The 13,903-nt window shown below is 37.5% G+C and carries 16 protein-coding genes; 3 read left to right on the top strand and 13 right to left on the bottom strand.

Annotated elements, in window-relative coordinates; all coding sequences use genetic code 11:
- Positions 1 to 133 precede the first annotated feature (133 nt).
- Positions 134 to 289 (top strand): hypothetical protein, encoded by a 156-nt coding sequence (locus F4694_RS17785; protein WP_179600368.1) that lies wholly within the window; start codon positions 134 to 136, stop codon positions 287 to 289.
- 104 nt (positions 290 to 393) lie between these two features.
- Here the strand turns inward: F4694_RS17785 and F4694_RS17780 are convergent, their stop codons facing one another.
- The 4 genes from F4694_RS17780 to F4694_RS17765 form a co-directional block, all read right to left on the bottom strand.
- The gene (locus tag F4694_RS17780; protein ID WP_179600366.1) at positions 394 to 942 is read right to left on the bottom strand and encodes a GNAT family N-acetyltransferase; all 549 of its coding nucleotides are present in this window, start codon (positions 940 to 942) and stop codon (positions 394 to 396) included.
- Positions 943 to 1,067: 125 nt separating this feature from the next.
- On the bottom strand, positions 1,068 to 2,024 hold the full coding sequence (locus tag F4694_RS17775; protein ID WP_179600363.1) for an alpha/beta hydrolase: 957 nt from the start codon (positions 2,022 to 2,024) through the stop codon (positions 1,068 to 1,070).
- Between the two features lie 122 nt (positions 2,025 to 2,146).
- Positions 2,147 to 2,539, bottom strand: a complete 393-nt coding sequence (locus tag F4694_RS17770) for a hypothetical protein (protein WP_179600361.1) — start codon at positions 2,537 to 2,539, stop codon at positions 2,147 to 2,149.
- A 124-nt stretch (positions 2,540 to 2,663) separates the two neighbouring features.
- Entirely contained in the window at positions 2,664 to 3,353 is a 690-nt protein-coding gene (locus F4694_RS17765) for an N-acetylmuramoyl-L-alanine amidase (protein ID WP_179600359.1), read from the bottom strand.
- Positions 3,354 to 3,620: 267 nt separating this feature from the next.
- On the opposite strand from F4694_RS17765, the gene F4694_RS17760 reads away from it, so the two are divergent.
- Positions 3,621 to 3,938, top strand: a complete 318-nt coding sequence (locus F4694_RS17760; RefSeq protein ID WP_179600357.1) for a hypothetical protein — start codon at positions 3,621 to 3,623, stop codon at positions 3,936 to 3,938.
- Between the two features lie 65 nt (positions 3,939 to 4,003).
- Here F4694_RS17760 and F4694_RS17755 read toward each other — a convergent pair whose 3' ends face one another.
- From F4694_RS17755 to F4694_RS17720, 8 genes are all read right to left on the bottom strand, one after another.
- Positions 4,004 to 4,303, bottom strand: coding sequence for a BC1872 family protein (locus F4694_RS17755; RefSeq protein WP_179600355.1), 300 nt, complete (start codon positions 4,301 to 4,303; stop codon positions 4,004 to 4,006).
- Positions 4,304 to 4,438: 135 nt separating this feature from the next.
- On the bottom strand, positions 4,439 to 4,978 hold the full coding sequence (locus tag F4694_RS17750; protein ID WP_179600353.1) for a glutathione peroxidase: 540 nt from the start codon (positions 4,976 to 4,978) through the stop codon (positions 4,439 to 4,441).
- A 134-nt stretch (positions 4,979 to 5,112) separates the two neighbouring features.
- Positions 5,113 to 5,676, bottom strand: a complete 564-nt coding sequence (locus tag F4694_RS17745; protein WP_218895714.1) for a hypothetical protein — start codon at positions 5,674 to 5,676, stop codon at positions 5,113 to 5,115.
- Between the two features lie 210 nt (positions 5,677 to 5,886).
- On the bottom strand, positions 5,887 to 7,629 hold the full coding sequence (gene pabB / locus F4694_RS17740; RefSeq protein WP_179600351.1) for an aminodeoxychorismate synthase component I: 1,743 nt from the start codon (positions 7,627 to 7,629) through the stop codon (positions 5,887 to 5,889).
- Between the two features lie 61 nt (positions 7,630 to 7,690).
- Positions 7,691 to 9,145 carry an amino acid permease gene (locus F4694_RS17735; protein ID WP_179600349.1) on the bottom strand — a complete coding sequence of 485 codons (1,455 nt, stop codon included), beginning with the start codon at positions 9,143 to 9,145 and terminating at the stop codon, positions 7,691 to 7,693.
- 309 nt (positions 9,146 to 9,454) lie between these two features.
- Entirely contained in the window at positions 9,455 to 9,985 is a 531-nt protein-coding gene (locus F4694_RS17730) for a cupin domain-containing protein (RefSeq protein ID WP_179600347.1), read from the bottom strand.
- A gap of 150 nt (positions 9,986 to 10,135) precedes the next feature.
- Complete coding sequence (locus tag F4694_RS17725) at positions 10,136 to 10,696, bottom strand: CBO0543 family protein (protein ID WP_179600345.1); 561 nt, start codon at positions 10,694 to 10,696, stop codon at positions 10,136 to 10,138.
- Between the two features lie 138 nt (positions 10,697 to 10,834).
- On the bottom strand, positions 10,835 to 11,863 hold the full coding sequence (locus tag F4694_RS17720) for a threonine aldolase family protein (protein ID WP_179600343.1): 1,029 nt from the start codon (positions 11,861 to 11,863) through the stop codon (positions 10,835 to 10,837).
- A gap of 232 nt (positions 11,864 to 12,095) precedes the next feature.
- On the opposite strand from F4694_RS17720, the gene F4694_RS17715 reads away from it, so the two are divergent.
- Positions 12,096 to 13,406, top strand: coding sequence for a TrkH family potassium uptake protein (locus F4694_RS17715; RefSeq protein WP_179600489.1), 1,311 nt, complete (start codon positions 12,096 to 12,098; stop codon positions 13,404 to 13,406).
- A 50-nt stretch (positions 13,407 to 13,456) separates the two neighbouring features.
- Here F4694_RS17715 and F4694_RS17710 read toward each other — a convergent pair whose 3' ends face one another.
- Positions 13,457 to 13,897, bottom strand: a complete 441-nt coding sequence (locus F4694_RS17710; RefSeq protein ID WP_179600341.1) for an SRPBCC family protein — start codon at positions 13,895 to 13,897, stop codon at positions 13,457 to 13,459.
- Positions 13,898 to 13,903: the final 6 nt, after the last annotated feature.

Below are 13,903 nucleotides of genomic sequence, written 5' to 3'. Positions count from 1 at the left end.
ACAGCTTTTATTTGTTAAAACTTTGATCCAATTTCACCATATCGGAACCACTTTGAAGAATGTCTTTTTACTTTTTGCAAACAATAATTCTAGTGTTATTTCTAACACAAATAAATCGATAGAGGTGACTACTATGAAAAAAGATAACAAATCAAAAGGGGAACCCACTCTTGCAGAAGGAGTTAATACAGAGGATATCTTAAATCAAGAGGCTACCCAGGAAGAAATCGAGAACGGAGAATCAACGAATGTTACGGTTTTAACATTAGATGAAAATGACCCAAGTTAAAAGTAATCCTGTAAAAAAGCGATGCCCATTTCAGCATCGCCCTTTTTTACAACTTATACCATATGGCCTTGGGTAAAATTCCCGACCAACCAAACCACTATAGATCACGACTGATTCAACCTTCCCATTAAAATGGTATTATAAAAATTTCCGTCTGAAAGCAATTTATCATCTCTTAACGTACCTTCCACTTCGAAGCCATATTTTTGATAAAGCTTAATGGCTTTATCATTGGTCTCTAGAACATTCAAGCTGATTTTCTGTATACCACTAGTATCTGCCCACTGAATCGATTCTTCTAAAAAGCTTTTTCCTATGCCGTAACCCCAGTAGTCGTTTAACACACAGACCCCAAATTCTACTTTATGTGAGGAGCGTTTTAATTGATTCCCCACACATCGGCAAAAACCTACTATTTTACCATTTACTTCAGCTACCAAAAATAAGTTTTTAGCCCGTTCTGTATCCTCTTTAATAACCTGTTTAAAACCTGATTCATCTATGTATGCCTCGCCTGGTTCCCTATCCAAATTCTCTGTTTCACCATCAATCTGCACTCGGACTTCAGACAAGCTTTTCGCATCCTTCTCCATTGCTGACCTGATAATATACCGTAAACCATTTATCGTGAATTCTTTGGTATCAACAAGCACTTAAGGATCCTCCCTATGTAAAAAAAATATACTGAAGACTCATTCATTTATTCTAATCTTTTATAAGTAGACTGTAAAATAAAAAGCGCAATGGACCAAAACTCATCCATTGCACTAGATTTATTTTAAATACTTATTGATTCATGCTGTGGCTGTAACGCTTTTTTCAATGCTTGAACATATTGATTTTTTGCTTTCTTCCCTATTTCGGAAGTTGGATTTAATAGTTCAAAACCATGGTAAGCACCTGGATACAGGTGGAATTCCACTGGAACTCCTGCTTGCGCCAATTTTGCTACATATTCTATCGTTTCATCACGGAAAGGATCTAACTGACCTACACAAGTATAGGTTGGCGGCAGGTTAGACAGATTTTTTGCACGGGCAGGTGCTGCATATGGTGAAATTTCTCCGTTTGCATGTTCGCCCAAATACATTCTCCAGCCTGCTAGATTATTTCCACGGTTCCAGATTGCACGTTCATCCGTAATTTCGTAGCTGGAAGGTGTTACATTACGGTCATCAATCATTGGGTACAACGGCATTTGGAAAGAGATAGCTGGTCCCTTTCGATCACGGGCTAACAAACTTAACGCGGCAGTCAAGCCTCCTCCTGCACTTTGACCCGCAACAGCGACACGCGACACATCGATATTCAACTCATCAGCTGCCTTCGTCATCCATACCAATGCAGCATAACAATCTTCGAGTGGTGCCGGAAATGGATGTTCAGGTGCAAGACGGTAATCCACGGAAACGACAACACACTGAGCTTCCTGTGCAAACTCTTGGCAGTCTCCGTCCGAACCATCTGCGTCTCCTAATACGTAACCTCCTCCATGGATAAACAATAGAGCTGGAAGCTTTGTTCCATTCCGAGGTGTCGGTTCATAAATTTTAACCTTCATATCCTGGCCGTCACCGCCAGCTATGCTGCGTGTAGTAATGTTAACGCTTTCAAGTTTTTCAATTGAAATAGCTGGTGCTTGTCTTGCTGCCTCCAAACCCTCAGGAAGACTAAGCGGCGGGAAAACTGTAAGTATTTCTTTTAATTCTGGTGCTACTCTGCTCATAAAATCCATTCAAATTCCCTCCTATACAAAACTTCTTTTCTATGAATAATCATAGCTCGTACAGTAATCATATGCAATTACATATAAAGATATAACAAATTAATAGACTGTTAGACCTATTTTTTCCCAAACTACTTCTTTTTCTTCAATTCTATAAAATCCATATTTTCTACTGAATGGTTCTTTTCCATCCAAATAATAAATAACAGAAGTTTAGAGTCTTTATCATGATAATTACAATCATCTTCACATTCATATAAGTAATAGCCATTTTCATCTAATGTTGGCAAACCAGTTTCATAATGAGGATGAATATTAAAATTAACAAGTTCAATATTTTCGTTCCCTTTATATTGAACTTCGAGGCGATAGCTGCTATTCAATTCGACTATTGAAGCGTTTATTTTTATCAACCAATTCTTATCCTCACCTACATTTGTGACGGTTTTTGTTCGAAACATCACATCATAAAATGCAATCAAAAACACAAACACAATAATAGACCAAATGAACTTTTTTTTCATTAAAAAAACACCTCTTTATAAGAGATGTAAAATATTCTCAAGTATGACTAATAAAATTATTTTCTCAAAATGATAGACTGGAAATGAAAAGGTCCAAACCTCCTTTTTCTAAATCCTAAATAATTCACTTAATGAGTATCGCTGGATATCCTTTTGCTTTCAACTCTTCGACCAAGACCTTTGCATTATTGATATCTGCAAATGCCCCTACTTGGACGCGATAAATTACATTAGCTAATGGAGTTTCAACTGATTTCTTTACTAGCTTATACTGAGCAGTAAGCCCCTCCACCACTGCTATCGCTGCTTTTTTCTGGTACTCCGTTGTCCTCATTTTCATAGCTTCATTATGGTTCGTCATAAAGGCGAATTCGATTAATATTGCCGTTATGTTGGTATCCCTTACTATCTGAAAATTAGCTGTTTTTACGCCGCGGTTCCTAAACCCTAATTCTTTCACTAAATTGACTTGTATCTTTTCGGCTAGTTCGGCCGCCTCTATTGGCTTCGTCTTGTACGTGTACGTTTCAGTTCCGCCCGCATGATTCCAACCAGCTCCATACGCATTGAGGTGGTAATCGATATGAACATTAGCTCCCCATGTATTTATTAATTCACAGCGTTTGTTTAGCGGAAGATCACTACTCCCAGTAGGATCATCAATCCGTTTTTGACTTACTCCTTCATAGTTTTCAAGTTCCATCATGACAAGCTTCACAATCTCATTGGTAACCTGCCATTCTTTATATCCATCGGGTGACTGTTTTCCTGGAGTGACAAGTGCATGTCCTGCAGCGTGAGATATTTTCAACATAAAGTACCCTCCCTTTTTTGAAAAAGGAACTTTTTCAAGATTTTTGGACCATCACAGCCCATCCTTTAAGTTCCCTATCCATTCACCCTTTATATATGGATAAGAAACCATAATGGACAGGGTCAAAAAAGTCCACTAAAACAAAAGTTTGTATTAAGTAACAAAATTTAATAGCGAAATCCTTTACCCCCTGTTATTTTTATCACATCTTCCACTTTCCCACGAATGTAAAATAATACTGAATCAAAAATTAAAGGAGGCTTTGTATTGTTAAAGTTATTTATTTTCGTAGTAATCCTTATTACTTTGGTCGTGTTAAGTATGTTTATTGATGGAGTACTGGAGTTACATAAGCAAGAGAAGGAAGACAAAAAGAATATCGTCAGAGATGGAATGGAAGGATATTTAGACAAGACGTTTGGATTTGGAAATGTAACGATCTTCAAATCGATCCTTGATGCGGATGGCAATACTAGATACCTAGTGTATATGCCAAAGTATGAATGGTTTAAATCTCCCCAATACGAATGGTATGAAATCTATGCCACCCAGAACGGTTTCAAACATGATGCAATAAAAGGATAATGCAATAGAGCACCTCCATTTTCTCGAGGTGCTCTTTTTAATCGAATCCTTTACATATTATTTTTCTATAACCATCCCTCATCTATTGTACTATTGTCGGCGAGTAAAAACGCTGCATTGGTTATGGCTTGTGCTAGGCTTTTACCACTCGCGCAAACATCATTAAAACAAACCTCATGTTCGCCTGCTGCTGAATATGTATAGCCGAAACTTTTTAATCGCTGAACAATTAAAAGTGCGTGTTCAAGGTTTTCCACCGGCTCAAAATCATAAATAAATTCCTCTTTTTCTGCATCATACCATCTGTCATACCGATTTAATTTCCATCCAAGTATTCGACGTGCAATGACCTCTGTTTTGTTCATATCTGACTTACCTCTTTTATTCTCTAGATTATTATATTTTATCATTCTTCAATATAACCATCTGTTTCAATATTGTGTCACAGGTTTTCTCATAGGTGCAAAAAAAGGACCAATACGGCCCTTTCGGTTTAAGAATTATTTTAATAACTTCTCAATTTCATTTTCTATCTCTTCAGGCAGGGTGCTTGGAAAATAGCGTTTAACAACATTTCCATTTTGATCAATTAAAAACTTAGTAAAGTTCCATTTAATATCAGCACTCTCTAGAATCTGTGGAAAATTGTTACGGAGATGCTGGTATAATCTACTGTCAGTATCTACGTTACTATCCTCTGGTGCCTGCTCACGTAAATACTGATAGAGCGGAAGTGCATGCTCCCCGTTTACATCTATTTTTTTAAACATAGGGAAACTTACATCATAGTTGACGGAGCAGAATGCTTGGATTTGCTCATCCGTACCAGGTTCCTGCCCGCCAAATTGATTACAAGGAAAGGCTAAAACAGAGAATCCCTGATCTTTATGGGTCCTAAATAATTTTTCCAAACTCTCATATTGCGGGGTTAATCCACATTTACTTGCAGTGTTAACAATGAGCAATACTTTTCCATTAAAGTTTTCTAAACTAATATTATCACCATTTGAAAGCTCAGCCTGGAAAGCATAAATTGACATATGTATACCTCCATTTTTTTCTTAGATTTTTAAAATTTCAATACTACTATTCCACACTAAACTTGTATAAACCTGCAAAAAACAAAAAGTTGTTCAATCTCACTAATCAGAATTTCTTTTCACAAGTTAAATTTTCAAACTGATACAAAATGGAAAGGAAATTCAGCTTTATCTTCACTAATATAATCTTTTAGCTTTCCTTCATAGACGAATTGAAATCTGGATGTATTTTGCAAATCATGAGGTGTAATAAGTGAGAGCGGCTTATCAAAATCGATGATGTTAGATTCCTTAAGGAGAAAAGCAACAAATTGAGAGCAGAAGAAGGCATTTTTTCTTTTTATCGGTTTATTAAACATAACGCCAAATAATCCTAAAAAATTATATCGATAATCCTTCTTTTGTAATACGAATTCTTTTAAAACCTGGTTCATCTTTTGAATTTGGCCCTCAGATACGGTAATAGAATAAATGACACAGTCTGCATGTTTAAATAAACCTGCCTTCACATTTTCCTTAACAAAGCCCCCAATAAAAGGGTTTCGGACAGTTTTTCTCCCAAAGCTATATACTTCTGATAACTGGCTATCAAAGGCTATGGATGCATGATTGTATGGTTTTTTTGTATATAGCTTTATACATTTTGTTAAAAATGAACCCGTATTCGTTAAAAGAAGGTACATCCTTTTTTCTACCATAATTAGCCTCCTCAGTAATTCCTCAAGAAAACTTCTATGTAGTTACTATACAAATCAAAACTTAAGAAAAGTTTCATAGAATCCTTAAGATATTCTTAACTTTTAGGAGTGTTTATTTTATATGTAATGCAAAATCTTTTTTGATTTCTACTTTTTTAAACAATAAAAATCACCTTTCCTGTGGGAAGGTGATTACATTGCTTTTTACTTTTATACTAGGTCAACCTCTTTCCATTTTCGGACACTATTTATAAACCAGACTCTTGTTGCTTTTTTTAAATCAGAGTGTGTGAGTACTTTTTCGTGTATTTCTCCATTTTGTTGTAAACTGTCACGAAAAGTCCCAGCTAGTAAACCGCTGTTTACGGGCGGAGTCCATCGTACACCGTCAATTTCCAGGGCAACGTTGCCATTTGTAAATTCGGTTATTTCTCCGTCTTGATTCCAAAGCAGGACATCAAAAGCTTCTGCTGGCTTCTGTTTTTGAAACTTTTCGTAGATTTCGCGATTGGTGGTTTTATGGTACAGAAATGGATTGGTTTTATCGACTGGCTCATCTGCTATGACCACTTTTAACACTGCATCCTGTTGGGTGATAGGTTGACCTTCGATCATTAACTCTCCATCTTTAGCCAATAATAATCGAATCTTGATCATCCCGTTATGTTGTTTATCTCTATACTCGTTTAAGAATCCTTTTATCCTTTCAACTTCGATAGGATACCCAAAATACCGGGCTGAATTCTCTAGGCGTTTAAGGTGCTCTTCAAGCAAAAAATAATCCCCATTGTCCAGCAGCAAACTTTCTAACAACTGGTATTCCGATGGTTTTTCCTCTAACAGCTTTGCTTTTGCAAGAATTTCATTGTATTCCCCTTCTGATGTGGAATCCCATGTAACTCCTCCGCCAACACCATACACGGCGCTTCCAGTTGAATGGTCAATCAGCACTGTTCTAATAGGTACATTAAAAATCGCTTCTTTATCTGGTGTAATATAGCCAATAGCACCGCAGTAAACATCACGTGGTTCATTTTCTAAGTCTGCAATGATATTCATCGTGCTAACCTTTGGTGCACCTGTAATGGACCCACATGGAAAAAGTGCTTTAAAGATATCTAAAAGGGTCGTGTTTTCTGTTATCTTTGCAGAAATGGTGGAGGTCATTTGATGAACCGTCGGGTATTGTTCAATTTCAAACAATTTCTCAACCTCAACACTTCCTGATTCAGCAACCATTCCGAGGTCATTTCGGAGCAAATCAACAATCATAAGGTTTTCTGCACGATTTTTCTCAGATTGAAGCAGCCAGTTTGCGTTTCTTTCATCCTCTTCAAATGACGCCCCTCTTTTAACCGTCCCTTTCATTGGCCTAGTCGTAATTTTTCCATTATCCAAGTGAAAAAACAACTCCGGCGAAGCAGATATAATACTATGTTCACCCGTATGTATGTAAGCGCAATAATTAGAGCTTTGTGCTTTTTTTAGCCTATTATAGTATGCAAGACTGTCACCGCTAAATTGTGAATGGAGACGGATGGTATAATTGGTTTGGTATGTATTCCCGTACTGTATTGATTTTTTAATAGAGGAGATTGCTTGATTATACTCCTCCATCGTAATAGACGGTTTCCATTTAGCCACGGAAAAATCTCCATGACTGCTTATTTGTTTTTCCTTAGGTGTTGAGAATATACCAAACCAGAGCAAAGGCAAAGAACCCCCGCTTTTAACGTTATAGGCTGGATCAAATGCGGGAGCACTTTCGTATGATAAAAATCCTGCAGCATAATACCCATTTTCCACAGCTTCCTGGACAAGCTGAAAGCTCGGCAGGATATCCTCCACTTTATGTGCGGCAATCACTCTGACCGGATGTTGAAACGTAAATGGTTTTATATTTCCGTTTGAATTTGCAAATTCAAATGCTAAAAGAGGTTCTTTTTGTTTCATGATCGATGCTTTCACCCTTAAGTTTTCTGATTTTTTTAAAAGAAAAGAAACCTCTTTTAGTTTATTTATCATTGTTTCTTTCGTCAACTCTTTCAGCTATTTCCTGTGCTAACTCTGTGGCGTAGTTTGGATGGAACTCCGGTGACGTTTCTCTTTTAGTTGTTTCATTTCCTCTAGTACGTCGCATGTAGCTCATGACAAAATAAATGAGCGAGTAAATGACTACCATACTACTTCCAGTTATGAGCCCAGCTGTCTGACCCGGAATAAATGGCATACATAGTAGAACAATGATTAAGCTTATTAAGGCAATCCAAGATGTAAGAGGAAACCCTGGCATTTGACAAATCCCGCCCGGCGGACACCCTTCTCTATTACGGAAGCGGATATGACTCGCCATGATTACGGCATAGGTAAAGATTAGAGCGAATCCTCCTGATGTAATTAATACAAGATAGGCTCTCGGAAATAATAGACCGAAAAATAATCCAATCAGCATGGAAAGACCGGAAAATATAATACCTTTGTAGGGAACATCTCTCTTGTCCTTCAGCCAATGGGGTGCATGACCTTCATCAGAAAGGGAGCGGATCATCCTTCCTAATCCGAAAATACATGCCAGCATCGCTGAGAGAATGGCTGAAATCAATACCAAATTAAGAGCTGTACCGGCCCAGCCAATCCCCCATCGATTTAGTGAAGCAACCATGGGACTGACGTTTTCACTTAGTTCAGCTGTAGGAATAAGTGGCAGAAGCACTGCCGCATAAAGGATATATAATCCGACCAGTGAAAAGACGGTATAGCGAATCGCTCTCGGGATCGTCTCAGTTGGATTATCGGCCTCAGTTGCCGCTAATCCTATTATTTCAAAGCCTGCATACGCAAAAACAACTAGCAGCATACTTCCGGCAATGCCCTGTACCCCACCCGGCATGATTGGTTCCCTTGCCAATTCTCCTGCACCAATCGCAGGGGTTCCAGGCATTAAACCTGCAATCAATACAATTGCCGTAAGAATAAAAAAGATAATCGCAAATATTTTAACCGCAGATAACCCGCTGGCAAGCTTCCCTATTTTATCTGCACCTAATAAATTAAGCAGAGTGACAGCTACAATAATGGACCCACCTAACAAAGCGATTGATACATTGGGGACCCATTCACGAACTAATAATGAAATCGCTGTTGCCTCACTCGACATCGATAGAACAGTTCCCGTCCAATAAAGCCAGCCCACCACAAATCCTGTACCTTGTCCAAGTTCCCTTGCGGCAAATGTACTAAAGGAACCTACTGTAGGTGCACCTATGGTCATCTCAGATAAGGCATATAAAATAAGATAAACAAGTCCGCCGGCTATAACATACGATAGTAAAATAGAAGGACCAGCTGCGTTAATTGCTACCGAAGATCCAAGGAAAAAAGAACCTCCAATAACACTGCCTAACGCCATCATCGTTAGCTGCCACGCCGATAATCCCTTTCGTTTACTCTTACTAGCTTTTTCACCCATTTTACATTCTCACCCATTTTCTAAAATAATCTAACGTTATTATTTACTTCATTAAGAAAAGGATTCTATGGGATATCCTGCTAGTATTTGTAAACACTCTTTGTAGGGTTGAGAATTGACATAAAATTTACAATTCACCAACTGTGTCTTAACAATTGTCTCCTATAATGAGTGTAACAAGGATCAATTTATGAGGAGGATGTTGCATGCGTGAGTTCATGTTTAGAATCGTCATCTTGATTCCAATTTGTACCTTTATGTAATAAACCTTAATTATTCATCATAACCTGCGCAAATACTCTTCTATACCTATTTCAACGAACTTGGCAGCTGTTGATAAGCTAATTTCATAATGATTTCCTTGTGTTGCGGGTAAACTTTCATTAGTTCTTCCTGTGTAAACATTTCAAAGTCTTGAAATTCAAAACCAGGGGAAACCATACATCCCACTAGTGAACAAGTATCCTTCTCCGAAACCGAAGACCCAAATATCGAATTTTTCTTCACTAAGACTTGGGGTACTTCACCTGCGTCAAGATTCATCCCTAACTTTATTTCCTTATATTCGCCACTTTTTTCAATAACATGAATACTTAAAGAACTTCCACCGTGATAATACCAAAGCTCATCTGATTTAAGCCGGTGAAAATGGGACACATCATCTGAGGTTAAAAGGAAATAAATACTGGTATAAAGCTTACGTCTTCCCTCGAAGGTAACCGATAATTCGCTATCACTAATCTGTTCTTCTGACTGAAAGGTTTCTTTGTAATAACCGCCTTCAGGGTGTGGTATAAGACCAAGCTTTGAAACCAGGTTATTCAAATCATTAATATTCATGACATTATCCTCCATTTCTAATGTTTTTGTCATCTTTAATTTAATATCCTTTATTACAGAACAAGAAGAAAGCTGCCTTCATGGCAGCAATATTTTCACCAGATTATCCTCTTGTTCAACAAATTTATAAAAAATCCTTAAAAGTCAACCTTATTTTTTTTCTAACTTTTCAAAGGAATTCAATCGGCTAAACCAGTGTGCCAATAAATAGAAAGAGGTTAGGATCAAGAATGAATATGTAAAAGCCCAATCAATTTTCTTGTATAAATCAAATTTTTCCAATGCAGGCATACCCACATAGGCACCGAGAACTCCAAAAAAAACTGCTTTTAGAAATGGATTAAAGTTAGGCTTATATTGCAACAATAGCATTACAAACACAGGTAAAACAGAAAGTCTGTATGAAAAATTTATTGTAGCTACGGGAACTACCTTTACCGGATAAGCCCACTTTCCGAAGCTAACTCCAATCGTATCAAGGATTTCTGATAATACCATCACCAATAAACCTGCAGAAAATAAACGAGCTGTACTTTCACGATTTCGGAATATCCCCCAAATAATCCAAGGGGCAACAATCATAGCAAATGCTGTCCACCACTGCCAAGTAAATAAAAAGGCATTCATAACTGTATCAACAATTAACTGGTTTGCCTCATTGATCATTTTAGTTGCTTTATCTACTTGTTTTAAGCCCTCTTGGTAAGTCATCGACTACCCACCTCATCACGATTTCATGTGGTGTTAGTTTACACTGACGCTTCTTCAACTATTCCCCTTTCATAAGTTAATATAGGTACAAACAAAAAAAACAAAACACCACCTATTAAAAGCAGTGATTATTTTTTACTAAAATAGTACTCTCTTCAATACCTCAATAAAGCCAAGTACATCTTCCTCTTTTGTTGCCCACGATGTTACGAGACGAATTGCAGATGAATCAGAATCTACCTTCTCCCAGACATGAAAAGCATAGTTGCTTTGAAGCTCGGTGATGACTGCATTTGGCAGAATCGGAAAGATTTGATTGGAAGGTGAGTGGGTCAAAAACTTGATTTCAGCTTTTTCAAGCTCATCTCTAATCCTACCTGCCATTTGATTCGCATGTGTGGACAAATCAAAGAACAAATTATCACGAAAGAGTTCAAGAAATTGTATGCCCATCAATCTTCCTTTTGCAAGCAGCGCCCCTTTTTGCTTAATATGGTAACGAAAATCTTCCTTTAAAGTATCACGGCATATCACTAATGCCTCACCAATCAGAGCGCCATTTTTTGTCCCGCCAATGTAAAAAGCATCCACTAGGTTAGGGAGATCGCTCAAGTCGAGGTCATTTTCCTCCGAACACAACGCAGAGCCAAGCCTTGCACCATCCATGTACAAAATGAGTTGATTACGCTGACAAAAGTCATGTAACTCCTGAAGTTCGCTTTTAGAATAGATGGAGCCAATTTCAGTTGAATTCGATATGTAAACTAATTTCGGCTTTACCATATGTTCATCAGGATGACCGTCAAGAACTCCCTGCAAATCTGCTGGTGATAGCTTTCCATCTTTGCCCTCAACTGATAGTATTTTATGACCGGTTGCCTCAATGGCACCAGTTTCATGCCCAAGAATATGTCCGCTGCTAACCGCAATTGCCGCTTCATGCGGTCTAAGGAAAGCTGAAATCGCGATAAGATTGGTTTGTGTTCCACCTGATATGAAGTGAATATCTACGTCGTGATTTCTGATTTTCTCCTTTATCAGTTCCATTGCCTCTTTTGAGTATCTATCCTCCCCGTACCCCTCATCCTGTACCAGGTTGGTTTCTAGTAATGCATTTAGTATCCTAGGATGTGCCCCTTCGCTGTAATCATTCTTAAAGCTGTACATTTTATTGCCCCCGTTTTTCACTTTTTCAAATCATCGTATTATATCTTACCAAGTTTTTTTACAACCTGCCAAAATAAAGACATTCATATTTTAAAAACTAAAAAGAAGTAAGATTTTCACTATCACTTACTGGCCTCTATTTGGTATTATTACCAATAACAGAATTTCAATATGGATTATCAAGGGAGATTAAAACGTGGAGACCTATAAAAGAAAAGGAAATATAATTACAATGCACCCTGCCCAAATCTTGGTTCTGGGCTTCGGTGGACTTATATTATTGGGGACTTTTCTTTTTATGCTGCCAATTGCTACTTATGAAGAAGGTCGTGGACTAAACTTTATTGATGCTTTATTTGAAGCAACCTCAGCCGTTTGTGTAACCGGTTTGGCTGTTGTCGATACAGGAACAACCTTTACTTTGTTTGGAGAGATTGTTCTCCTTAGCTTGATTCAGGTTGGCGGATGGGGATTTATGACCACAGGAATATTTATGTTCATTATCTTAGGGAAAAAAATTGGATTAAAGGAACGCTTACTGCTCCAAGATTCCTTAAATGTGTTTTCTATTGCAGGTGTTGTCACCTTAGTTAAGCGAATCATTCTTATTACATTTATTGTGGAATTGATAGGAGCTACTGTCTTAGCAATCCGCTGGTCATTTGAAATGCCAGTGAGGAAAGCCATTTATTATGGAATCTTCCATTCGATTTCCGCATTCAATAATGCTGGATTTGGGCTTGAACCTGATAATTTAAGTAAATGGGTTGGTGACCCTACTGTAAACCTTGCCATCACTTCTCTTTTCATTACTGGAGGTATTGGATTTACTGTTATCCTTGATATATGGGCTAAAAGATCTTTTCGCAAACTATCTTTGCATTCAAAAATTGCGTTACTGATGTCGCTCTTTTTAAACATTATAGGATTTCTAATGATTTTGCTTTCGGAATATAGCAATTCAGCAACGATTGCAAACCTTTCGTTTGAAGATAAGCTCTGGGCATCCTATTTTCAAGGAGTCGTAACCAGGACTGCTGGTTTTAATACGATTGACATTGGAGAGATGAACCTGTCCTCTCTAGTTTTTATGATGGCACTGATGTTTATAGGTGCATCTTCAGGTTCGACTGGTGGTGGAATTAAAGTAACCACCTTCGCCATTATTACTTTAGCTTTTTGGGCAGTCGTGACCAATCGGGACAATGTGAACCTCTTTAAAAGAAGAATTCCTTGGGAATTGGTAAATAAATCGCTATCGATTGTTGTGGCAGCCATATTTTTTATCTTTCTTATATTCTTTTTATTAACTTTTACTGAAAAAGCGGATATGAGTAAGCTTTTATTCGAAACCATTTCAGCCTTTGGGACAGTGGGATTGTCAGCGAATTTCACACCAGAACTCTCCCCTTTCGGAAGGATATTGATTACCATTATGATGTTCATAGGAAGACTTGGTCCACTAACCATGGCATTTGCTTTATTAAATCCTAAAAAAGAAGCTAAGGTAAAATACGCAGAAGAAAAAATATTAATTGGGTAATTGAAATGGAAAACACACCGTTTATGTTTTGAACGGTGTGTTTTGCAGGTTTAACGATTATTTTCTAGAATTTCTTTAATTTTTTTTAAATCTTTCATGTTGGCTTTCTTCATCATAGAAGACATAAACGGCGAGATTATTTTTGAAAAGCCAGTTGGATTTCCTTTATTTCTTAAAGTCATTCGTGTTTGATTATCATTAATCGCTTGCCATGTATAGATAGTCTCCATTGGAAAAGGTCCTTGGGACGTTCTCATCACTAGTTTCTTTTCAGGAATAAGTTCTACAATTTCATACACATAGGCAAGATCACGGCCAAGAAATTTTGCATTAAACGCAATTTGTGAGCCTAAAGTAAGCGGTTTTGGTGTTCTCCATTCAGCAGAATCAATATTTATATACCATTCAGGGGCATTGTCAGGGTTCGCTGCATATTCTGAGACCTGTGAAATAGGACAATTTATGGTTATTTCTGTAACGACATCTACCATATCGAA

It is taken from the genome of Neobacillus driksii, from assembly GCF_013409995.1.
In the GTDB taxonomy this organism is placed as follows: Bacteria; Bacillota; Bacilli; order Bacillales; family Cytobacillaceae; genus Neobacillus; species Neobacillus driksii.
This window is presented reverse-complemented; position numbering and strand designations above follow the sequence as displayed.